General features: G+C 69.7%; 19 protein-coding genes. 6 read left to right on the top strand and 13 right to left on the bottom strand.

Annotated elements, in window-relative coordinates; all coding sequences use genetic code 11:
* Positions 1-122: 122 nt before the first annotated feature.
* The 5 genes from K344_RS0114000 to yihA all read right to left on the bottom strand — a co-directional run bounded on the left by K344_RS0114000 (position 123) and on the right by yihA (position 7,004).
* Complete coding sequence (locus K344_RS0114000; RefSeq protein ID WP_211234548.1) at positions 123-3,233, bottom strand: efflux RND transporter permease subunit; 3,111 nt, start codon at positions 3,231-3,233, stop codon at positions 123-125.
* Positions 3,230-4,324, bottom strand: coding sequence for an efflux RND transporter periplasmic adaptor subunit (locus K344_RS21810; protein ID WP_051362234.1), 1,095 nt, complete (start codon positions 4,322-4,324; stop codon positions 3,230-3,232). The genes K344_RS0114000 and K344_RS21810 overlap by 4 nt, the downstream gene beginning before the upstream one ends.
* Complete coding sequence (locus K344_RS0113990; protein WP_028081191.1) at positions 4,321-5,856, bottom strand: efflux transporter outer membrane subunit; 1,536 nt, start codon at positions 5,854-5,856, stop codon at positions 4,321-4,323. The genes K344_RS21810 and K344_RS0113990 overlap by 4 nt, the downstream gene beginning before the upstream one ends.
* A gap of 314 nt (positions 5,857-6,170) precedes the next feature.
* On the bottom strand, positions 6,171-6,350 hold the full coding sequence (locus K344_RS0113985; RefSeq protein WP_028081190.1) for a hypothetical protein: 180 nt from the start codon (positions 6,348-6,350) through the stop codon (positions 6,171-6,173).
* Positions 6,351-6,356: 6 nt separating this feature from the next.
* Positions 6,357-7,004 carry a ribosome biogenesis GTP-binding protein YihA/YsxC gene (yihA, locus tag K344_RS0113980; protein ID WP_051362233.1) on the bottom strand — a complete coding sequence of 216 codons (648 nt, stop codon included), beginning with the start codon at positions 7,002-7,004 and terminating at the stop codon, positions 6,357-6,359.
* A gap of 181 nt (positions 7,005-7,185) precedes the next feature.
* Between yihA and K344_RS0113975 the strand changes: the two genes are divergently transcribed.
* The 3 genes from K344_RS0113975 to K344_RS0113965 are packed head-to-tail and all read left to right on the top strand — an operon-like array spanning position 7,186 to position 9,424.
* Complete coding sequence (locus K344_RS0113975) at positions 7,186-7,818, top strand: c-type cytochrome (protein WP_028081188.1); 633 nt, start codon at positions 7,186-7,188, stop codon at positions 7,816-7,818.
* 18 nt (positions 7,819-7,836) lie between these two features.
* Positions 7,837-8,493, top strand: coding sequence for a thiol:disulfide interchange protein DsbA/DsbL (locus tag K344_RS0113970; RefSeq protein ID WP_028081187.1), 657 nt, complete (start codon positions 7,837-7,839; stop codon positions 8,491-8,493).
* Between the two features lie 58 nt (positions 8,494-8,551).
* Complete coding sequence (locus K344_RS0113965; RefSeq protein ID WP_245586223.1) at positions 8,552-9,424, top strand: M14 family murein peptide amidase A; 873 nt, start codon at positions 8,552-8,554, stop codon at positions 9,422-9,424.
* Between the two features lie 25 nt (positions 9,425-9,449).
* Here the strand turns inward: K344_RS0113965 and K344_RS0113960 are convergent, their stop codons facing one another.
* The 3 genes from K344_RS0113960 to lpxL form a co-directional block, all read right to left on the bottom strand.
* The gene (locus tag K344_RS0113960) at positions 9,450-10,604 is read right to left on the bottom strand and encodes a L,D-transpeptidase family protein (protein ID WP_028081185.1); all 1,155 of its coding nucleotides are present in this window, start codon (positions 10,602-10,604) and stop codon (positions 9,450-9,452) included.
* Between the two features lie 52 nt (positions 10,605-10,656).
* Positions 10,657-11,631, bottom strand: a complete 975-nt coding sequence (locus K344_RS0113955; RefSeq protein ID WP_028081184.1) for a tetratricopeptide repeat protein — start codon at positions 11,629-11,631, stop codon at positions 10,657-10,659.
* A 257-nt stretch (positions 11,632-11,888) separates the two neighbouring features.
* Positions 11,889-12,815, bottom strand: coding sequence for an LpxL/LpxP family Kdo(2)-lipid IV(A) lauroyl/palmitoleoyl acyltransferase (gene lpxL, locus K344_RS0113950; protein WP_028081183.1), 927 nt, complete (start codon positions 12,813-12,815; stop codon positions 11,889-11,891).
* A 64-nt stretch (positions 12,816-12,879) separates the two neighbouring features.
* On the opposite strand from lpxL, the gene waaA reads away from it, so the two are divergent.
* Both waaA and K344_RS0113940 read left to right on the top strand, forming a co-directional pair.
* Entirely contained in the window at positions 12,880-14,133 is a 1,254-nt protein-coding gene (gene waaA, locus K344_RS0113945) for a lipid IV(A) 3-deoxy-D-manno-octulosonic acid transferase (protein ID WP_028081182.1), read from the top strand.
* A 19-nt stretch (positions 14,134-14,152) separates the two neighbouring features.
* The gene (locus K344_RS0113940; RefSeq protein ID WP_028081181.1) at positions 14,153-15,148 is read left to right on the top strand and encodes a ligase-associated DNA damage response exonuclease; all 996 of its coding nucleotides are present in this window, start codon (positions 14,153-14,155) and stop codon (positions 15,146-15,148) included.
* Between the two features lie 56 nt (positions 15,149-15,204).
* On the opposite strand, the gene K344_RS0113935 is transcribed toward K344_RS0113940, so the two are convergent.
* From K344_RS0113935 to K344_RS21805, 3 genes are all read right to left on the bottom strand, one after another.
* Positions 15,205-15,807, bottom strand: coding sequence for an ATP-dependent Clp protease proteolytic subunit (locus K344_RS0113935; protein ID WP_043114494.1), 603 nt, complete (start codon positions 15,805-15,807; stop codon positions 15,205-15,207).
* A 95-nt stretch (positions 15,808-15,902) separates the two neighbouring features.
* Positions 15,903-16,778 (bottom strand): EamA family transporter RarD, encoded by an 876-nt coding sequence (gene rarD / locus K344_RS0113930; RefSeq protein WP_028081179.1) that lies wholly within the window; start codon positions 16,776-16,778, stop codon positions 15,903-15,905.
* Positions 16,779-16,938: 160 nt separating this feature from the next.
* Positions 16,939-17,442, bottom strand: a complete 504-nt coding sequence (locus tag K344_RS21805; RefSeq protein WP_211234547.1) for a DUF2147 domain-containing protein — start codon at positions 17,440-17,442, stop codon at positions 16,939-16,941.
* Between the two features lie 177 nt (positions 17,443-17,619).
* On the opposite strand from K344_RS21805, the gene K344_RS0113920 reads away from it, so the two are divergent.
* On the top strand, positions 17,620-18,624 hold the full coding sequence (locus K344_RS0113920) for a sensor domain-containing diguanylate cyclase (RefSeq protein WP_028081178.1): 1,005 nt from the start codon (positions 17,620-17,622) through the stop codon (positions 18,622-18,624).
* Positions 18,625-18,819: 195 nt separating this feature from the next.
* Here the strand turns inward: K344_RS0113920 and K344_RS0113915 are convergent, their stop codons facing one another.
* Both K344_RS0113915 and K344_RS0113910 read right to left on the bottom strand, forming a co-directional pair.
* A complete protein-coding gene (locus K344_RS0113915; protein WP_028081177.1) occupies positions 18,820-19,695 on the bottom strand; it encodes an SDR family NAD(P)-dependent oxidoreductase in 876 nt (291 codons plus the stop codon).
* Positions 19,696-19,793: 98 nt separating this feature from the next.
* Positions 19,794-20,999, bottom strand: coding sequence for an acyl-CoA dehydrogenase family protein (locus tag K344_RS0113910; RefSeq protein WP_051362232.1), 1,206 nt, complete (start codon positions 20,997-20,999; stop codon positions 19,794-19,796).
* Positions 21,000-21,262 lie beyond the last annotated feature (263 nt).

Below are 21,262 nucleotides of genomic sequence, written 5' to 3'. Positions count from 1 at the left end.
AAGCCGGAAAGCGTGCCCGGTGACTGCCCCCCACGGTCACCGGGTTTTTTATTGCCCGCGAGGGCCCGCCTCGCGCGGCATTGCTGCGCCGCCGCAGGCGGGGCGGCGGCGCGGATGCCGTCTCAACTGAGGTGCAGTTCCGCCGGCGTCGCCTCCGGCTTGTGGCGGAACACGCGGCGGCGCAGCCAGCCTTCGAAGTCGTCGACGAGCTCGTAGACGACCGGCACGACCAGCAGGCTCAGCACCGTCGAGGTCAGCAGGCCGCCGATCACCGCCACCGCCATCGGCGCGCGAAAGCCGGCGTCGGTGCGCGAGATGTTGAGCGCCATCGGCAGCATGCCGGCGACCATCGCCACCGTGGTCATCACGATCGGCCGCGCGCGCTTGTGGCAGGCGTCGATGATCGCGTCGAAGCGCGACAGGCCGCGCTGGCCGCGCGCGGCGATCGCGTACTCGACGAGCAGGATCGAGTTCTTGCTGACGATGCCGATCAGCATCAGCAGGCCGATCAGCGAGGCCAGCGACAGCTCCATGCCGAACACGACGAGCCCGCCGAGCGCGCCGCCCGCCGCCAGCGGCAGCGCGGTGAGCACGGTGAAGGGCTGCGCGAAGTCGTGGAACAGCAGCACCATCACCGCGTAGACGCAGAAGATGCCGGTCAGCATGGCGATCGCGAAGTTGCCGAACAGATCGTTCATGAATTCGACGTCTCCGCCTTCGCCGCGCCGCACCTGCGGCGGCAGGTGCTTCATCGACGGCAGCGCTTCGATCTGCTTGTTGACCTCGCCGAGCGGCCTGCCCTGCAGGTTCACCGTCAGCGTCACGTTGCGGGCGCGGTCGTAGCGGTCGATCTGTGCCGGGCCGCCTTCGACGTTGACGCTGGCGACGTTGCCGAGCGGCACCGGACCGTGCGCCGACGCGACGCGCAGCTGGCGGAGGGTCTCGAGATCGGTGCGCGCGGCCGGATCGAGCATGGTGCGGATGTAGATCTGGCGCTCCGGCAGATTGAGCTTGGGCAGGATCACGTCGTAGTCGCCGGACGTGGCGACGCGCACCGCATCGCCGATCGCCTCGGCGGTCACGCCGAGCTCGGCGGCGCGCGCGAAGTCCGGGCGGATCACCAGCTCGGGGCGCAGGATGCTCGCCGATGAGGTGGCGCCGCCCAGGCCCGGAATCGTGCGCAGCTCGCGCAGCACCTGGTTCGAGGTCGCGGTCAGCATCACCGGGTCCTCGCTGGTCAGCTGCACGGTGAGCTGCTGGCCGTTGCCGTTGCCGCCGACGGTGACGCGCACGCCCGGCAGCTTGCTGAGCCGTTCGCCCATCTCCTTCTCGATCTGCTGCTGCGTGCGCTCGCGCTCCTTCTGCGGCTGCAGCGGAATGAGGTAAGTCAGCACGGTGACATTGCCGCCGCTCTGCACCGTGCTGCTGGCGGTGACACCATTGCCGAGGATCATGTAGACGTGCCGGATCTCCGGGATCTCGTGCAGCGTCTTCCAGGCCTGCTGGTCGAGCGCCAGCGTCTGCTGCAGCGTCGAGCCGGGCGGCGCCTCGACGGTGACGAGCGTCAAAGCGACGTCCTCGGCGGCGAGAAAGGTCTTCGGCAGCAGCGTCGACAGCCACAGCGACATGAAGAAGAACAGCGCGGCGCCGAAGCTGGTCCACCAAGGATGACGCAGGCAGACGCGCACCGCGCGCATGTAGCGGCGCATGATCCAGCCGTCGTCGCTTTCGTGGTCGTGACCCTTGCCGAGTCCCGCCGCGCTGAGCATGTAGGCCGCCATCATCGGCGTCAGCAGGCGCGCGACGACCAGCGAAGCGAAGATAGCGATCGCCGCCGTCCAGCCGAACTGCTTGAAGACCAGGCCCGAGATGCCGGGCATCAGCGCCACCGGCAGGAACACCGAGATCAGCGTCAGCGAGGTGGCGATGACGGCGAGGCCGATCTCGTCGGCGGCGTCGAGCGCGGCCTGCTTGGGCGTCTTGCCCATGCGCAGGTGGCGCATGATGTTCTCGACCTCGACGATGGCGTCGTCGACGAGGATGCCGATGACCAGCGTCAGCGCCAGCAGCGTGATGGTGTTGAGCGTGTAGCCGGCCCAGTGGATGAAGGCGAAGGTCGGCAGGATCGACAGCGGCAGGGCGACCGCCGAGATCAGCGTCGCGCGCCAGTCGCGCAGGAAGATCCAGACGACGATGACGGCGAGGATCGCGCCTTCGAGCAGCGCCTGCATCGAAGCATGGTACGAGTGCTCGATCGGACCGACGGTGTCGTAGACCTTCTCGAACTTCACGCGCGGATATTTCTTCTGCAGCTCGTCGACCTCGCGGCCGATGGCCTTCGCCACTTCGGCCTCGGCCGAACCGTTGGCGCGATAGGCGCGGAAGGAGATCACTGGCTTGCCGTCGAGCGTCGCCGCCTGGCGCGGCTCGGTGGTGGTGTCGCGCACGCTGGCGAGCTGATCGAGGCGCACGCGGCGGCCGTCGGCGAGCGGGAAGCTGAAGGCGGCGAGCTGCTGCGCGGTCTGCACGTTGCCGATCGTGCGCACGGCCTGTTCGAGGCCGCCGAGATCGCCGCGGCCGCCCGGCGCTTCCTGCTGCATGCTGTTGATCTGCCGCGACACCTCGCCGGCGGTGACGCCGTAGGCCTGCAGCTTCACCGGGTCGAGTTCGACGCGCACCTCGCGCTGCACGCCGCCGTAGCGCACGACCTTGCCGACGCCGGGAATCGGCATGATGGCCTTGCTGACGATGTTGTCGACGAACCAGGACAGGTCCATCTCGTCCATGTTCTCGGAGCTGATCGTGTAGGTGGCGATCGAGCTGCCGTTGGTGGTGACGCGCTGCACGGTCGGCTCGAGGATGTCGGCCGGCAGCGCCGAGCGCACGCCGGTCACCGCGTCGCGCACGTCGTTGAGCGCGTCCTGCACGTTCTTGCCGATCTCGAATTCGATGAAAGTGTTCGAGTCGCCGTCGGAGACGGTCGAGGTGACGTGGCGCGCGCCGGGAATGTTGGCGGTAGCGTCCTCGATCTTGCGCGTCACCTCGGTTTCGAGCTGCGACGGCGTCGCGCCCGGCAGCTGCACGTCGACGATGATGCCGGGGAAGTCGAAGTCCGGCATCTTGGCGATCTGCAGCGCGTTGAAGCCGAGAAAGCCGGCGACCGTGGCGAGGAAGAACAGCAGCACCGCCGGCGTCGGCCGATGGATCGACCAGGCCGAGAAGTTGATGTTCATTTGCCCTCCACGGCGATCAGGTCGCCGTCGCCGATGAAGCTGCCGCCCGAGCGCACGATGCGCGTCGCCGCGCTCAGCGCCTGGCTGGCCACGGCGATCAGATCGCCGTGGCGCGCGCCGGTGTCGACCTTGAGCTGGTGCACGATGTTCTTGTCGTCGATCGTCATCACGTAGCTGTGGCCGTCGCGCAGCACGATCGCCGATTCGGGCAGCGCCAGCACCGGCTGCGTGCCGAACTCGAACGCGCCCTCGACGAACTGGCCGGCGGCGAGCCCGGCGTTCTTCGGCAGGTCGACGTAGACGATGGCGTTGCGCGTCTGCAGATCGACGGTCGGCGCCAGCTGGCGCACCGTGCCGGCGACGATCGTGCCGTCGCCCGGACGGCGCAGCTCGGCGCGCATGCCGGGATGCAGCCGCGCGAGCGCGTCGCCCGGCACTTCGGCGCGCCATTCGAGGCGCTGGCCGCGGATCAGGCGGAACAGCTCGGTGCCGGCGGCGACCACCGTGCCGACCGTCGCCGTGCGCGCCGAGATCACGCCGTCGTCCGGCGCGACCACGCGCGCGTAGCGCAGCTGCAGGCCGGCGACGGCGCGCTGCGCGCGTGCCAGCTTGAGCTGCGCCTCGGCGGTCGCCGCCGCGGTGCGGTACTGCTGGATGTCCTGCTGGCTGATCGAACCGGTCTTGTCGAGCTGCTCGGCGCGCTCGGCGTCGGCGCGCGCCTTGGCCAGCGTCGCCTCGGCCTGCGCGACGGCGGCATCCTGCTGCGCCGCCTGCGCCTGCAGCGTCGCCGGATCGAGCACGGCGAGCACGTCACCCTTTCTGACAACGTCGCCGACGTTGACCTTGACCTCGACGAGACGCGCGCCGCCGACCTCGGCGCCGACCACGGCCTCCTGCCAGGCGGCGACATTGCCGCTGGCGGCGAGGCGCTGCGGCCATTCCTGGGCCTGCGGCGCGACGGTTTCCACCGTCATCACCGGCTTCGGCGCTTCCGGGGCGCTCTCCTTCTTGCCGCAGGCCGCGAACGCCGCGAGCAGCGGCACGGCAATGACCAGCCGCAGGGTATGACGAGGAAAGGAAGAGGCGTTCATGCACCAGCTCCTGCTGGGTTCTGTGCGGCGGCGGCGCCGCCCGATGGGGAAGAAGCCTGGCCGACGGCGGTGCCGGCATCGTCGCGCCAGCCGCCGCCGGCGGCCTTGTACAGCGCGATCCAGGACTGGCTGATCTCCAGCTCGACGGCGGCCAGCGATTCGCGGCTCGCCAGCGTCAGGCGCCGCGTGTCCTCGAGATCGAGCAGCGAAGTCGCGCCGAGGCGGTAGCGGTTCTCCTGCGAGGCGAGCAGCAGGCTGTAGTTCCGCTCGGCCTGGCGCGCCGCGTCGGCGCGGCGCACCGAGGCGTCGACGCGGGTCAGCGCGTCCTCGACCTCCTGCACGGCGACCAGCACCTTGCCGCGATAGCCGGCCAGCGCCTGGTCGTACTGCGCGCGGGCCGTCTCGACGCGCGCCACGCCGGCGCCGCCCTCGAAGATCGGCAGCGTCAGCTGCGGCGACCACGACCAGCTGCGCACGTCCTGGCCGCTGTGCGCGAGATGGTTGATGCCGATCGAGCCGCCGAGACTCAGCGACGGCAGGCGGCTGGCGACGGCGACGCCGATGTTGGCGCTCGCCGCGGCCAGCGTGCGTTCGGCCGACATCAGGTCCGGGCGCTGCGAGAGCAGCGCCGCCGGCACCGCCGGCACCGCCGGATTCGTCGGCACCGGAATGCCGCTGCGATCGGCGCTTTCCGCCGCCGCGCCCGCGGCCTGCGCGCCGCGGTCGGGCGTGGCGGCGAGGCGCGCCTCGAGCTGCGCGGCCGGCAGCGCGGTGAGCTGCGCGAGACGGTTGAGATCCTGCTGGCAGACGCCCTCCTGCGCGATCAGCTGGTTCTCGCTCTCGTAGCTGCCGGCGCGCGCCTGCGCCTCGTCGGCGGGCGCCACGAAACCGGCCTTGAGCTTGAGCGTCGTCAGCCGCTCGGTCTCGCGGCGCGATTCGAGCGTGTCGCGATACAGCGCCACGAGGCGCTCGCAGTAGCGGCGCTCGACGTAGGCGTCGGCGACTTCGGCGGCGAGGGTCACGCGCGCCTCGTGCCAGTCCGCCTCGGCAGCCTGCAGGCGTGCGCGGCTCGCCTCGAGGCCGCGCCGCGCGCCGCCGAACAGATCGAGCTCCCAGCTGGCGTCGAGCGAGCCGTTGAACAGCGTGAACGGCGGCGTGTCGGCGCCGCCGCTGTCGCCGGAACCGGAACTGCGCGTCATCACGCCGTTGCCGCTGATGCCCGGCAGCAGGCCGGCGCGCGAGCCGGTCACCGCGGCGCGCGCCTCACGCACGGCGGCCACCGCGGCGTCGATGTCCGGATGCCGCGCCTCGGCCGCGTCGACCAGTTCGGCGAGCAGGGGATCGTCGAACTGCCGCCACCACTGCGTCAGCGCCGAAACTTCACCGCCGTGCGGCAGGCGCGCATGCCACTGCGCCGGTACGTTGTCGTCGGGCGGCGGCGTGCGGTATTCGGGGCCGACGGCGCAAGCGCCGCACAAGGCGGTGGCCATGGCCAGCAGCAGCCGGCGGCCGATGCGGATCTGCGTATTCATGGATGGAAAGGAAGGGGTCCCAGCAACTTGGATGCACGAGTGAACCATTTGGATGCCATGCTTCTGCACGGCCGATGCCATTCCCTGGCCTCGAAGGAACTCCTTTTCACATCAACGCCTTGGCCGTCTCTTGCGGAAGCCGCGCCGGAACCGGGGCGGCGAAACTCGCCATGTCTTTGCGTGTTTGCGCAAGAAGTGGGGAAGCGCGGCGCCCCCCGTCCGCGTCCGCCACGCTATGGCGAAGCGTCACCGTTTCGCAACGGGTGCAACTCCTCAGAACGAGAACGGCGGCGCAGTCCGGCGCCGCGGCACGGTCAGCGCCGCGGAAACATCAGCAGGAGACCGGCGATCAGCACGACGGCAAGCGCGACCAGCGGCGCCGGCGCCGCCTGCGGGCCCAGCACGGCATCGACCAGCGCTTCGTCGAGCCGCTGCCGGTGCGCGAACCAGGCCGCGACGGCGAGGACCAGCAGGATGCCCAGCGTGCGCAGCACCGCGACTCAGCCGGCGGCGGCCGACAGCCAGTCGCGCAGCAGCGTGCGCACCTCGTCGACGCCGAGCCGGCTCTCCGAGGAGAACAGGCGCACCTCGACTTCCGGCAGTTCGGCGACCGCCTTGCGCACCTGCAGCAGCACGTTCTTGGCGGCACCGAAGCTCAGCTTGTCGGCCTTGGTCAGCAGCAGCAGGCAGCGCAGGCCGCGCTGCGCGGCCCATTCCAGCATCTGCACGTCGAACGGCGTGAGCGGATGGCGGATGTCCATGATCTGCACGATGGCGCGCAGATTGGCGCGGCCTTGCAGATAGTCGCCGATCAGGCGCCCCCAGCTCTGGCTGACGTCCTTCGGCACTTCGGCGAAGCCGTAGCCGGGCAGGTCGGCGAAGCGGCCGCCCGGCACGTCGAACAGATTGATCAGCTGCGTGCGGCCCGGCGTCTTCGACACGCGCGCCAGCTGCTTCTGCCCGCACAGCGTGTTGAGGGCGCTCGATTTGCCGGCGTTCGAGCGGCCGGCGAAGGCGATCTCGGGCAGGCCGTCGGCGGGCAGCTGGGTGAGCTTGGCGCAGGACAGCAGGAAGGCGGCGCCCGCCAGAGGATTCGGCGTGCCGCGGTCGCCGGCGACCTTGGCGGAGGGGGAACGGCTGGCAGGCATGGGAACGGTGCACCTCGGCAATGGCGCGCAGCATAGCCGTCCGCGACCCCGCGCGGCGCGCCGGCGGCGTGAAATGTGGCCGATGGACCCTGTAGAATCCCGGAACTTTTGTTTGATCCATCTCGCGACGGCAGTCTGTGGAAGACGATCGGCCGCTGCGTCCTGTCCGGGAGTTTGTCGAATGAAGCGCGTTTTGCTGGCTGCCGTCCTCTGCGCACCGCTTGCGGTCTTCGCCGAAGGCGCCGCCAAGGATCCGTACACCCAGGGCAGCGCCGAAGCGGGCGCCTCCAAGGCTGCGGTCTGCACGGCCTGTCATGGTCCGGGCGGCAACAGCGCCAATCCGCAATGGCCGAAGCTCGCCGCGCAGAGCTCGCGCTACATCGCCGAGCAGCTGCATCAGTTCAAGGCCGGCAAGCGCCAGAATCCGCTGATGCAGCCGCAGGCCGCGGCGCTCTCGGACGAGGACGTCCAGAACCTCGCCGCCTACTTCGCCGCACAGCCGGCGGCGCCGGGCGTCGGCAGCGCCGACGCGATCCCGGTCGCGCAGAAGATCTATCGCGCCGGTGACGCCGCGCGCGGCCTGCCGGCCTGCGCCGCCTGCCACGGCCCGACCGGCGCCGGCGTGTCGCCCGCCGCCTATCCGCGCATCGGCGGCCAGCACTCGGTCTACGTTTCGGCGCGCCTCAAGCAGTACCGCGAGGACGCCAAGGGCGAGCTGCCGGAAGGCAACCACAAGATCATGGCGACGGTCGCGTCGAAGCTGAGCGATTCCGAAATCGAGGCCCTGGCCTCGTACGTCAACGGTCTCCAGTAAGCCCCGCCGGAGGCCTGCGTGCGCCATCTGTTCCGCGGTCTGCTCGCCGCTGCCCTCACGCTGAGCGCCTTCGCCTGCTCGGCCGCCGACTCGGCGAAGTTCGAGGAAGGCAAGCAGTACAAGCAGGTCCGCGAAACGACGGCGCCGGCCGACGCCAGGCGTATCGAGGTCGCCGAGTTCTTCTGGTACGGCTGCCCGCACTGCTACGCCTTCGAGCCGACGCTGCACGACTGGGAGAAGAAGAAGCCGGCCGACGTCGATCTGCTGCGCTATCCGAACTCGCTCGGCCATCCGATCGGCGTGCTGCACGCGCGGGCCTACTACACCGAGCTGGCGCTGAACGTGTTCGCCAAGATGCACCAGCCGCTGTTCGAGGCGATTCACCGCGATCCGCGCGAGCTTGGCTCCGAGCAGGCGCTCGCCGCGCTGTTCCAGGACAAGGCCGGCATCTCGGCCGATGTGTTCTCCGGCACTTTCAACAGCTTCGTGGTCGACGCCCAGGTCAACCGCGCCGAGATGCTGGCGCGCGGTTATGGCGTCACCAGCACGCCGACGCTGGTGGTCGGCGGCAAGTACATGACCGGACCGGCGATGGCGGGCGGCCTCGATCAGACGATCGCGGCCATCGATTTCCTGGTCGACAAGGTGCGCAAGGAACGTGGCATCAAGAAGTAGGCCGAGCGCCGGACAGCCGTTGCCAGCCCGGCTCCTCGCCGGGCTTTTTGTTATCTCCATGGCGGCGCTGGCGACGCCGCGCGGCGCCGGGGCGACGCCGCTGATCACCGTCGAAGGCGCCTGTCGCGCGCTCGGCGCGCGGCTCGGCAATGTCGACACCGCGAGCTGCCTGAAAGCCGGCCTGCGCCTGACCCAGGGCACCAGCGTGCGCGGGCAGCCGCTGCTGTATCGCGACTATCCGGCGAAATCGCAGCGCAGCGTGCCGCGCCGCGTGCTGCTGCTCGGCGGCATCCACGGCGACGAGTTCTCGGCGGTCAGCGTCGTCTTCCAGTGGATGCAGCGCATCGACCAGGAACGCTTCCAGCCCTTCGAGTGGCGCGTGATTCCCTGCGCCAATCCGGACGGCCTGCTGGCCCAGCCGGCGACGCGCGTCAACGCCAACGGCGTCGATCTCAACCGCAATTTCCCGACCGCCGACTGGAAGACCGAGGCGCTCAGCTACTGGGAGAAGAAGACGCGCAAGGACCCGCGCCGCTATCCGGGTCCGGGCGCGCTGTCGGAGCCGGAAACGCGCTGGCTGCTGCAGCAGATCGAGGAGTTCCGCCCCGACGCGATCGTCTCCGTGCACGCGCCATACGGCGTGCTCGACTACGACGGTCCGGACCAGCCGCCGGCGCGCTTCGGCTATCTGCGCCTGCATCAGCTCGGCACCTATCCGGGCTCGCTCGGCAATTTCGCCGGCCTCAACCTGGGCATGCCGGTGATCACGCTGGAGCTGCCGCATGCCGGCATCATGCCGACCGCGCAGCAGTCGCAGCGCGTGTGGGCCGACATGCTGAGCTGGCTGCAGCACAACATGCCGAAGCGCTCGCCGGCGCGCCTCAGCTATCCGGCCGCCGAACCGGCGGTGCAGCCCAAGCCGCTGCCGTGATCGCGCGCCGAGCGGCGCGCGCCGCTCAGCGGTTCTCCTCGCGGAAAATCTTCCAGCCGCCCTCGGCGTCGCGCTTCCAGAACTGCTGCTTGCGCGAGTCCATGCCGAAATTGTCGGAGCGGTAGTGCTGGGTGAACTCGGCGAGCATCAGCTCGCCGTCGCTGCCCGGATAGCGGTACAGGCTGATGTCGGACAGCTGCACGTCGATGAATTTCTTCTGCGCGTTGACGCGCCGCTTGTGCGCGGCGAAGTCCTTGAGGCGCATGCCTTCGGTGGTGAAGTCGTCGCCGTAGAACGACAGGTAGCGCTCGGTGTCCTTGCCGGTCCAGGCGCGGCGCCACTTCTCGATGCGCGCCATGAACGCCTCGCGTTCCTTCTGCGTCTGCTCGCTGCTCTGCCAGCTCAGGGCGTCGCTGAGCAGCACCGGCGTCTGGCCGAGTTCGACGTAAGGCTTGAGCGCGAGCAGGTCGGCATTGGCCATGGTCACGCAGCCCTCGCTCGACAGCGGCGGCCGCGTGTCGGTCGTGCTCGGCACGCCGTGCAGCCAGATGCCGGAGCCGGTGCGCCGCTTGAACTGGTCCCAGAGATTCGGATAGTTGAGCGGGAAGGCGCCGGCGCCATAGAAATCCGGCAGCTTCCGGCCGTCGATCCAGCCGGTGACGTGATAGAGGCCGACCGGCGTGCGGTTGTCGCCGGCGCTCTGCTTGCCCCAGCCGTTCTTGCCCATCGCCGCGTACTGGTTGCGCACCAGCTTCAGCTCGCCGCCGTCGTTGCGCAGCACGTAGAGGCGCGCGCGCGGCAGGTCGACGACGATCAGGTGCTTGAACGCGGCGGCAAGGCGCAGCACCGAGTCCGGCATGGTGCCGGCCTTCGGCACGGCGCGTTCGCTGGCGAGCCGCACGCGCGCTTCATCGGCGAGCGCGGCCAGTTGTGTCGCGCGCGCGTCGGCGGCGAGGCGCTTCTTCACTTCGCCGTAGAACTGCGTCCCCAGCCGGAAATCGGGCGCGCGCTGCGTCAGCTGCTCGAGCGCGTGCAGCGCGTCCTCGGCCTTGCCGGCCGAGAGCAGGTCGATGACGGCGCTGAACTGCTGTTCCGGGGAAGCGGCCTCGGCCGCCTGCACGCCGGCGCTGAAGAGCCCGGCAGCGAGCAGCAGCGGCCGGGCATAGGCAAACACACGCATCAGAAGTACCGCGTCCCTCGCACGGAAAAATCCCCGAACCGCAAAGCGTCGCTCAGCGAGTGTACTCGCGGACGATCAGCCAGCTGCCGTTGACCGGCACCAGTTCGAGCACCTTGCTGACCGAATCCTTGAACGAATCCGATTCGTAGACCTGGCGGAAGCTCACGCGCACCGCGCCGTCCTCGATGTCGGTGGCCTGCGGATTGTCGACGCGCACGGCGATGTGCTTCGGCTTCTCGATGCGATCGCGGCGCTGCGCCTGCCAGGTCTCGCGCGAGATGCCGCCCTCCGGCGTGAACTCGGGGGCGTACAGCGCGAAGTAGGCGTCGAGGTCCTTGCTCGCCCAAGCCTTCGCCCAGGCGTTGACCTGGCCGATGGCGGCGCTGTGGCGCGCCTCGCTCTCCGCGCTCTTCGGCGCCTCGGCCGCTTTGGCCGGCGCCGCGACGGGCGCCGCGCTCGGCGGCGCTGCGGCCGCTGCGGCCGCGACCGGCTGCGGCGCGACGGCGGCGTCGAGGCCGGTGTCGAGCTGGTTGATGACCGCGAGCTTGCGGCGCACGCCCTGGTTGCCGGCGTCGAGCGCGGCGGCCTTGCCGTAGGCGGCGCCGGCCAGCGCGGCGTAGATGTCGCCGAGATTCTCGTGCGCCGTCGCGTAGCCCGGATGCTTGACGACCGCGGCCTGCAGCGCGTCGCGCGCCTTGTCGTATTCGCCCTGCGCGGCGTAGAGCACGGCGAGGTTGTTGTACGGCTCCGGCAGCTGCGGATAGTCGCGCGTCAGATCGGCGAACACGCGGATGGCGTCCCTGCTGCGGCCCAGCTTGACCAGCGCCAGACCCTTGGTGAAACGCGCTTCGGCGTCCTGCGGATTCTTGGCCAGATGGTCGTCGAGCTTGCTGAGCGCCTCGCTGGCCTTGCCGGCGTCGATCAGGGCCTGGGCGTCCTGCGCCACGTTGGCGGCGAAGCTCAGCGGCGCCAGGGCGATACCGCCGGCGAAGACCGCCGTCAGTGCGGCTTTGCGAAAGCTGTTCATGCGTCCTTGTTTCCCCGAGTGCTTTTTAGCCGCCCAACTATAGCAGCCGTTTCCTGCGCCTTCGCGCTGCCGATGACGGCGCGGCCTGTTATTGAGGCGGCCATCATGAACTTGAAGATGCTGAAGGCTCGGCCGAACGCCTGCGGGCTTTGCCGAACGCGCGGTCGCCGCCTCAATAACCGCAGAGCACGGGTTTTGTTATTGATCCGGCCACGCCGGCCGTGGCTCATATCCGATTCAAGTTCATTGTGGCCGGATCAATAAGTCGATCTGTACGGGTTGGGCGTGCCCGGCGGCAGGCGCTTGAAACGGCGGTGCACCCAGAAATACTGGCTCGGCGCCAGGGCGATGCCGTCCTCGAGCACGCGGTTGATGCGCGCGGCGTCGGCGAATTCGTCGCCGCTCGGAAAATGTTCCAGGGCCGGAAAGAAGGTGACGCGGTAGCGGCCGCCGATGCGCTGCGGAAAGTACGGCACGACTTTGGCACGGCCCATCTGCGCGAGGCGCGCGGTCGCGGTGATGGTGCCGACCGGCACGCCGAAGAACGGCGCGAACACGCTGATGCGTGGATCCAGCGTCTGGTCCGGCGCGTACCAGATCGCGTGGCCCTGGCGCAGGGCCTTGACCAGGCCGCGCAGATCGTCGCGCGGCAGCGCCGGCAGGCCGGAGCGGCCTTCGCGCCAGTGATGCATGAAGTAGTCGAGCACGGCGTTGTTGTACGGCCGGTACATGGCGTGGAACGGGCGATGCGCGAGGCAGACGTAGCGCGCGCCGATTTCCAGCGTCGTGAAATGCCCGGTCAGCAGCAGCACGCCGGAGCCGTCGGCCTGCGCGGCGTCGAGATGCTCGAGGCCGACCACCTCGCCGCGCCGCGCCAGCCGCCAGTCGGGTGCGAACCAGGCGACCGCCGCTTCGAACACGCCGGCGCCGAGCGCGCGGAAGTGCGCGTCGATCAGGCGCTCGCGCGCATCGCGACCCATCTGCGGATAGCAGAGCTCGAGATTGACGCGCACCACGCGCCGCCGCCCGCGCAGCAGGCGGCCGGCCAGCCAGCCGAGCCCGGCGCCGACCGCGAGCAGCAGCGACAGCGGCAGCCAGCTCAGCAGCCAGATCAGCGCGATGCCGATCCAGGTCGGCCACCAGCGCGGATGGAAGTGACGGGCTTCGAGCTTGGGAGCGGCCATGAGGCGCGGGACATGGAGGAGCGCGCATTGTAGCGGTCACACGGCACGGTTACGCTCGCCGCCCATGCGCGTCCTCTACACGGTTCTTCTCTACCTGCTCACGCCGTTCTTGCTGCTGCGCCTGCTCTGGCGCAGCCGCGCGCTGCGCGCCTATCGCGAACGCTGGGGCGAGCGTTTCGGTTTCGTCGCGCGGCCGGCCGAGCCGGTCGCGGTCTGGGTGCACGCGGTCTCGGTCGGCGAAACGCTGGCCGCGCTGCCCCTGATCCGCGCGCTGGTCGCCAAGCACGGCGCCGGCCGCGTCTGGGTGACGACCACCACGCCGACCGGCTCGGAACGCGTGCGGGCGACGCTCGGCGCCGACGTGCGTCACAGCTACGCGCCCTACGATCTGCCGGATGTCGTCGCGCGCTTTCTCGGCCGCGTGCGGCCGCGGCAGATCGTCGTCATGGAAACCGAGCTGTGGCCGAACCTGCTGCGCGCCGCGGCGGCCCGCCACATTCCGCTGACCATCGCCAACGCGCGCCTGTCGCCGCGCTCGTTCCAGGGCTATTCGCGCGTCAAGGGTTTCGCGCGCCGCACGCTCGCCGACGCCGCCCACATCGCCGCACAGAGCGCGGCCGATGCCGAGCGCTTCCGCGCGCTCGGCGCGCCCGACGCGCGCGTCAGCGTGATGGGCAACATCAAGTTCGATCAGGCGGTTCCCGAAACGCAGCTCGCGCTCGGCGCGCAGCTGCGCGCGCGCTGGGCGGGACGGCCGGTCTGGGTCGCGGCGAGCACGCACGAAGGCGAGGACGAGATCGTGCTCGCCGCGCATCGCGAACTGCTGCGCAGCGAAGCGCGCGCCCTGCTGCTGCTGGTGCCGCGCCACCCGCAGCGCTTCGACGCGGTGGCGAAACTGATCGAGGGCAAGGGCTTCAGCCTGCAGCGGCGCAGTGCGCTCGACGGCGACGCCGCCGTCACGGCGCAGGTCCTGCTCGGCGACAGCATGGGCGAGATGTTCGCCTACTTCGCCGCCAGCGACGTCGCCTTCGTCGGCGGCTCGCTGCTGCCGGTCGGCGGCCACAACGTGCTCGAACCGGCGGCGCTCGGCCTGCCGGTGCTGTTCGGTCCGCACATGCACAACTTCGTGCAGGCGCGCGACCTGCTGCTCGACGCGCAAGGCGGCATCCAGGTCAGCGCCAACTCGCTGCCCGAGTCGCTGCGCGTGCTGCTGCGCGACGAACGCCGCCGCCGCGCGATCGGCGAGGCGGGCCGCGCGGTGGTCGCGGCGAATCGCGGCGCGCTGCAAAGACTGCTGTCGGTGATCGGCGAGGCCTGAAAGCCGCTACGCTGTCGCGATGTCCGATCTCGTCGTCCTGCGCCCCGAAGGCCTCTACTGCCCCGCCGGCGATTTCTATATCGACCCGCACAAGCGCGTGACGCGCGCGGTGGTCACGCATGCGCATGGCGATCACGCGAAGAGCGGCTGCGCGCGCTACTGGACGGCGGCGCCTGGCTACGGCCTGCTGCGCACGCGGCTCGGCGCCGGCGCGCAGGTCAAGCCGCAGGACTACGGGCAGACGTTCGAGCTCGGCGCGGCGCGCGTGTCGCTGCACCCGGCCGGACACATCCTCGGCTCGGCGCAGGTGCGCATCGAGGTCGACGGCGAGGTCTGGGTGGTGTCCGGCGACTACAAGCGCGACGACGATCCGAGCTGCGCGCCGTTCGAGGTCGTGCGCTGCGACACCTTCGTCACCGAAGCCACGTTCGCCTCACCCGAGTACGTGTGGCCGCCGTCGGGCAGCGCCAGCGCCGAGATCCACGCCTGGTGGATGCGCAATCGCGCCGAAGGTTTCGCGTCCGTGCTGTTCTGCTACGCGCTCGGCAAGGCGCAGCGCGTGCTCGCCGAGTTGCTGCGGCACGTCGATCCGCAGACGACGGCCGACAGCACGGCCTACCTGCACGAGGCGATGACCAAGCTGGTCGGCCACTACCGCCGCGCCGGCATCGCCATGCTGCCGACCAGGCCGGTCAACGAATGCGTGGCGAGCCACGACTTCCGCGGATCCTTGATCCTGGTGCCGCCGCACGCCTTCGGCACGCCGTGGCTGAAGCGCCTGGCGCCGTACCGCACCGGGTTCGCCTCCGGCTGGATGGGCGCCGACAATGGCCGCGCCGCCAAGTACGACCGCGGCTTCACGCTGTCCGATCACGCCGACTGGCCGTCGCTGCTGCGCACGATCGAGGAAACCGGCGCGCGCCGCGTGCTGGCCATGCACGGCGACTGCGGCCTGCTCGTCGAACTGCTGCGAGCGCGCGGCCTGCGGGCCGAGGCGCTCGATCTGCAGCACTGAGCGGCGCCAACGAAAACGCCGCCCGCGGGCGGCGTCTGCGCCGAACCGCGCCGCGTTCAGCCGTCGATCTGCGCGGCGTTGTCGATGATGCGGCCGACCAGGCCGTACTCCTTGGCCTGCTGCGCGCTCATCCAGTAGTCGCGCTCGGTGTCGCGCTGGATGCGTTCCAGCGGCTGGCCGGTCTCGCGCGCGAAGATCTCGTTGAGGCGCTGGCGCATCAGCACGATCTCCTTGGCCATGATGGCGATGTCGGACGCCGTGCCGCCGGCGCCGCCGGACGGCTGGTGCAGCATGAAGCGCGTGTTCGGCAGGCTCAGGCGGTTCTCGCGCTTGGCGGCGCTGTAGATCAGCGCGCCGGCGCTGGCGACCCAGCCGGTGCCGATGATGCGTACCGCCGGCTTCACGAACTTGATCATGTCGTGGATGGTGTCGCCGGATTCGACGTGGCCGCCCTGGCTGTTGATGTAGAGGGTGATCGGCTCATCGGAATCCGCGGCCAGCGCCAGCAGGCGCGCGCTGAAGGTCTCGGCGAGCTTCTGGTTGATCGCGCCATAGATGAGGATGATGCGCGCCTTGAACAGGCGCTCCTCGAGGCCCGGGACCTTGCGGTTCTTGTCGTCTTCTTCCTTCGCCGCGTTGATGAAATCGCTAACTGACATATGGGGTCCTGGTGACGGCGCCGGGGCCGGCGCCGGTTCTGGTCGGTGGATTCCGGTGGGTGTCGCGATTCTAGGGAATCCGCGCCGGCGGTGCCTCACGCAGTGGGGACGGCGCGGCGGCTGCGCAAGAGCCCGTCGAGCGCGAACAGCACGAGCGCCGCCCAGATGCCGGCGAAGCCGAGCGCCCGAGCGCCGCCGAAAGGTTCGCCGTAGAGCAGCACGCCGATGACGAGCTGCATCGACGGCGTCAGGTACTGCAGGATGCCGATGAGGCTGAGCGGCACGCGGCGCGCGCCATGGGCGAAGAGCGCCAGCGGCACGGCGGTGACCAGACCGCCGAGAATGAGGCCGGCGTCGACGCCGCGGCCGAGGTGCGCGAAGCCGGCCACGCCGGCGTGTTCGGCCCACAGCAGATAGGCGAGCGCCGGCACGAATAGCAGCGCCGTCTCGATCGCCAGGCCCTGCACGGCCGGCACCACGGCGAGCTTGCGGAGCAGCCCGTAGCCGCCGAACGAGGCGGCGATGCCGAGCGCGACCCAGGGCACGTGCCCGGTGCTGGCGCCGAGCCAGACCACGCTGGCGGCGGCCAGTGCCACGGCCAGCCATTGCGCGGCGTTGAGGCGCTCACGCAGGAAGCCGACGCCGAGCAGCACGCTGAACAGCGGATTGATGAAGTAGCCGAGGCTGGCGTCGACGACGTGGCCGGCGTTGACCGCCCAGATGTACAGCCACCAGTTGCAGGCGATCAGCAGCGAGCTGGCGGCGAGCATCGCCAGCAGCCGCGGCGACAGGCCGCGCAGCCAGGCCCAGCCTTCGCGCGCCGCGAGCCAGGCGGCGACGAAGGCGGCGCTCCAGGCGATGCGGTGCGCCATGATCTGCGTCGCCGGCACGGCGTGCAGCAGGCGCCAGTAGAGCGGGAACAGGCCCCAGATCAGATAGGCGGCAGTGGCGGCGACGAGACCTTCGCGCATGGCGGCGAACTTCCGCGGCGGCGGACGGGCAAAAGCGGGGCGCGAAGTCTACGCCCTTTCGTGCCGCGCTCCCTGAGGGAATCGCCGGCGCGACGGTCGTCCACGAAAAAGGCCGTCGCGTCACCGCGACGGCCCGCCGCAGAGACGACCGCTGCGCGCCTTACGGCGCGGTCGTCGATTCCGTCGCCTGCGCCGGATTCGTCTCGCGCAGCCAGGTCTGCGTGCGGCCGAGCATCGAGAAGCCGATGTAGCCGCGCAGGTTCAGCTTGCTGCCGTTGTCGCTGAGCGAAAGCTTGGCGTTGTAGACCTTGCCCTTCTTCGGATCGAGCACCTGGCCGCCCGTCCATTCGCTGCCGTCCTTTTTCAGGCCCCAGAGGATTTCCATGCCGGTGATCGGCTGGTCCTTCTTCGCGCCCTCGCACTTCTCGCAGGTCGGATTCGGCTTCGACGGATCGAAGATCTTCAGCACGCGGCCGTGCAGCTGGCCACCGCTCTCGGTGATCTCGACCAGCGATTTGGCCTTGCCGGTTTCGTCGTCGATGGTCTTCCAGACGCCGACCGGCGAGTTCGCGTCGGCGGCCGGCGCCAGGCCGGCCGCCAGGCTCAGCATCGCACCGAGCAGGACGCCGCCGAACCGCTTCATCGCCTTGTTCGTGTTGCTCATGGGGATCCTCCAAAGTGGTCTTCTATTCTGCAGCAAGAGCCTCGGCCCGGAGCCCTGAATACCTTCTTAATGCCGCCCGATGTCAGGTGGACCACGGCTTTCGTCGGGCGTTCCGCTGGCAGCCCGCGGGCCATTTTCCTACCCGCTCGCGGCGGGGCGGTTCTTAGAATCCACTCCGTGTACAACGATGCCAGCACTGCCCTCGGCGGTTATCCGCCGCTCGATTTCATCGACCCGCCGCAGGCCGATCCGGTCGTGCTGCGCAGCGGCGAGTACGAGCAGCTGCTCAAGCGCGAGCCGCGCCGCTACGCCGAGCTGGTGAAATCGGTCAGCGCCTTCGGCATCTACCTCATCGACGCGCACGGCCTGGTCGGCAGCTGGAACCGCGGCGCACGCAATCTCAGCGGCTGGCGCGCGGACGAGGTGATCGGCCGTCCTTACGCGCAGCTGTTCGGCGAGGCCGAGCAGCACGAGGGCGTGCCGCGGCGCACGCTCGACTTCGTGCGCGCCAACGGCCATTGCCGCGAGGAGCAGCGCCGCCGCCGGCAGGACGGCAGGGCACTGATCGTCGACTGTACGCTCGACGCGCTGCGCAGCGACAGCGGCGAGCTGCTCGGCTTCGTCGAGGTCTTTCACGACATCACCGACCAGAAGGCGCGGCAGCGCGAGCTCTACGAGCGCGCCACCCGCGACCAGCTGACGCAGGTCTACAACCGCAGCCATTTCCTCGAAGTCGGCGCGCAGGAGCTCGAACGCGCGCGGCGCTTCGCCGAGCCGCTCTCGGTCGCGCTGTTCGACGTCGATCAGTTCCGCAAGCTCAACGAGGCCTGGGGTTCGGACATCGGCGATCGCGCACTCGTCACCCTGGCGCGCACGCTGGGCCGGCACACGCGCAAGATCGACAGCGTCGGCCGTCTGGAGGGCGACGGCTTCGCGGTGCTGCTGCCGCGCTGCGACAAGGAGCCGGCGCTGGAAATGGCGCAGCGCCTGCGCCTGCTGATTTCGGAGCAGAAGATCGCGACCGAGCCGAACCGCAAGAACATCGCCGTCACGGTGACCGGCGGCGTCGCCGCCGCACGCCCGCTCACGCGCAGCTTCAGCGAGCTGCTGCGCAACGCCGACGCGGCCCTGTACAAGGCGCGCCGCGAGGGGAAAAACCTGGTGCGCGCCTGGTTCGAGTGACGTGCCGATTCGGCTGCTGCGCGGACCGATCTCGCGCTTTCCGTGCTCGCCGTACCGATGTACGGCTGTGCGCGGAAAACGCGACCTCGGCCCTGCTCGCAACGCCGCCTCGGCACGTCACGGCTGTGCGCAGCGCAACGCCGCGGACGCCACGCTTCGCGTAGGAGCGCCCCATGGGCGCGATCGTGGTCCGCGCTATGTCGGCAGCTTGTAGTACTCCGGCCGCCCGGCGGTCCACAGCTCGCCCCAGAGCTTGCCGCCGCCGTCGATGGTCAGCACTTCGCCGGTGATGAAGCTGCCGCTCGAAGCGGAGAGATAGATGCAGCCTTCGGCGATCTCCAGCGCGGTGCCGGGACGCTTGAGGGGATTGGCGAGCGGGAATTCCCGGACCGCCTCGGGCGGATAGACCTCCAGCCCTTCGGTGGCGGTGAGCCCCGGCGCGACGCAGTTGACGCGGATGCCGAGCGGCGCCCATTCCACGGCGACGGTGCGCGAGGCGCCGATGATGCCGGCGCGCGCGGCAACCGTGTGCGCGACGCCGGGCATGCCGCGCTCGGTGACGACCACGACATTGACGATCGAGCGCCAGGCGCCGTCCTGCGCCGGATGCTCGCGCCAGTACTGCGCGGCGCGCTGCATCATGTACCAGCTGCCGTTGAGATTGTTGTTGATGACCGCGGCCCAGCCCTTGGGCGCGTAGTCGATCGCGTTCTGCGGGAACTGGCCGCCGGCATTGTTGACCGTGCAGTCGAGCCGGCCGAATTCGTCGTGGATGCGTGCGAACAGCGCATCGACCTGCTCGGGCTCGCGCACGTTGGTCGGCACCGCGAGCATCGTCGCGCCGCGCGCGCGCGCGAAGTCGGCGACGGCGTCGAGCTTCTCCGGCGTGCGGCCGCAGATCACGACGCGGGCGCCGAGCCGCGCGAACAGCAGCGCGACGGCGCGGCCGATGCCGCTGCCGCCGCCCGACACCAGGGCGACCTTGCCCTTGAACAGATCGGCGCGATAGACGGTGTCGGCGTTCCAGATCGCCTCGGGCGTGTTCGATTTCAGCTGCTCAAGATGCGTCATAGAAGCTCTTCAACCACAGATTCACCGATTCCACCCATTGATGGAGGGGGTTCCGCTTTTGCAGTCTGTGTCGTCTGTAGTGAACCGCCTTGGGCTGCTCAGCCCCTGAGCAGCTCGCCGGCGATGATCATCTTGCGCACCTCCGTCGTGCCGGCACCGATCTCGAGCAGCTTGATGGCGCGGTACAGGCGGTTGATCTCGGATTCCCAGATGTAGCCGCTGCCGCCGTGCACCTGCACGGCGTGATTGAGCACCTTGTTCATCGTCTCGGCGACGTACATGACGCCGGCGGCGGTCAGCTTGTGGATCTCGCCGCGGCCGCCCTCGTTCTCGTCGACCACGTTGGCGGCGCGCAGCGTCTGGTAGGTGAACAGGCGCATCGACTCGACCCACACGTACATCTCGGCGAGCATCGACTGCACCATCTGGAAGTCGGCGATCGGCTTGCCGAACTGCTTGCGTTGTCTGGCGTAGTCGAGCGCCAGCGCCAGGGCGCGCTCGGCGATGCCGAGGCAGATCGGCGAGATCATGGCGCGCTCGAGATCGAGGCCGGACATGACGATCTTCACGCCGCGGTTCTCCTCGCCGACCAGGTTCTCGGCCGGCACGCGGCATTCGTCGAACACCAGCTCGGCGGTCTGCGAGCCGCGGAAGCCCATCTTCACCAGCTTCTGCGCGACCCTGAAGCCGGCGAAGTCCTTCTCGACGATGAACGCCGAGATGCCCTGCGCGCCCTTGTCCTTGTCGGTCTTCGCGTAGACCAGCAGCACGTCGGCGACCGGGCCGTTGGTGATGTAGATCTTGCGGCCGTTGAGCACGTAGTGGCCGCCTTCGCGGCGCGCCGTGGTGCGCATCGAGCCGAGCGCGTCGGAGCCGGCGCCCGGCTCGGTGAGTCCGAGTGCGCCGATCAGCGTGCCCTTGTTGAGGCCCGGCAGGTATCTGTTCTTCTGCGCCTCGCTGGCGTTGCGCAGCAGGTTGTTCATGCACAGGTTCTCGTGCGCCACCCAGGCCAGGCCCAGCGCATGGTTCCAGCGCGAGAAGGCCTGCAGGATCAGGCCGGAGGCGAACACGTCGAGTCCGCAGCCGCCGTAGGCCTCGGGCGCGGTGACGCCGAAATAGCCGGTCGCGCCGATCTTCGGGAAGATGTCGGCCGGCCACCATTCCTCGTCGTCCATGCGCTGCGCGAGCGGGTACAGCTCGGCCTGCGCGAAGCGGTCGGCGTTGTTGAGGATTTCGAGTTCGTCGAGCGACAGGCCGGAAAAAGCCTGCAGTACACTGGGGCGTTCGCCGCTGAGGTCTGCCATCTGCGTTCGTTGGTGAGTCTGACTTACCGCACATCCTAGTCTGCGCTCCCGTGCGCGGCCTCGTCCAATCCAGTGAGGGCGCGTGCACGCGGCGGGCCGGCGAATCATCAAAGCCATTGTGGAGAAGACATACCGCGCTGCGGCGGTATCGCGCGCCGGCATCGACAATCGGCATGGCGTTGATTCCGGCGGAACGCGGAGGCCGGAGTGCGAAGCGATGCGGCAGAAAGGACGGCATGGTCAGCGTGGCTGCCGGCACTGGG

The sequence above is a fragment of the Solimonas soli DSM 21787 genome, assembly GCF_000474945.1.
GTDB lineage: Bacteria > Pseudomonadota > Gammaproteobacteria > Nevskiales > Nevskiaceae > Solimonas > Solimonas soli.
The sequence above is the reverse complement of the archived record's forward strand: the minus strand, read 5'-3'. Positions and strand labels throughout refer to the sequence as shown.